The sequence below is a fragment of the Parabacteroides sp. CAG:2 genome, from assembly GCF_000436315.1.
Classification (GTDB): domain Bacteria; phylum Bacteroidota; class Bacteroidia; order Bacteroidales; family Tannerellaceae; genus Parabacteroides; species Parabacteroides distasonis.
The window spans coordinates 1-574 of the sequence record NZ_FR885280.1 but is presented as its reverse complement, the minus strand read 5'-3'; the positions used below and the strand labels follow the sequence as shown (position 1 = coordinate 574).

The window sequence follows — 574 nt, the reverse complement described above, 5'->3', positions numbered from 1 at the left end:
CCTCTATGTCGAGATCAGACAGTTCCCTTTTCATGGCCTCGGAAAGGGACTTACGCTCGCCTTCCGTCGTAGCCTTGGCTATCTTCTCGTTATAAAGAGCCGTGATAGCATCTCTCTTATCAAGATAAGAACCGTATTCTTTCAGATACTCGTTCATGGCACGTTTCTCTTCCTCCAGTTGTTCCTTATTCACATTAGAGGTCGATCGCTCCCGTTTGACGTATGAGTTCACCAAGGCTGTACGAATCTCCACGGTCTGTTCCTTAGTCAGTTTGCCGCCTTGAGCGTCTTTCCACTCTTTTTCCTTGGTAAGTATGGCGGCGATCTCATTGTCATAGTCTAGGTTTATCTGGGCGATCTTCTTTGCGGAGCCTTCTTTCATCAGATCGATCTCGGATTGCTGGTTCTGCCGGCGGAGGGATAGGAGTTCGTCTATCAATTTCTCTTGTTGCTTGAGTTGATTATCCGTACTCTTATCCTTCTCATTTGGATTTGAATATTTGTCTATTTGTTCCTGTGCCTCCTGTATCTGTTTAGTGTACTCATTCCATTTCTTTGAATTCTTCTCAGAAAC

1 pseudogene is annotated in these 574 nt (G+C 44.9%); it reads right to left on the bottom strand.

Annotation, left to right across the window (positions count from 1 at the left end):
* Window positions 1–574 (bottom strand): annotated as a pseudogene (locus tag QVP94_RS06390) (phage tail tape measure protein); the annotation flags it as partial.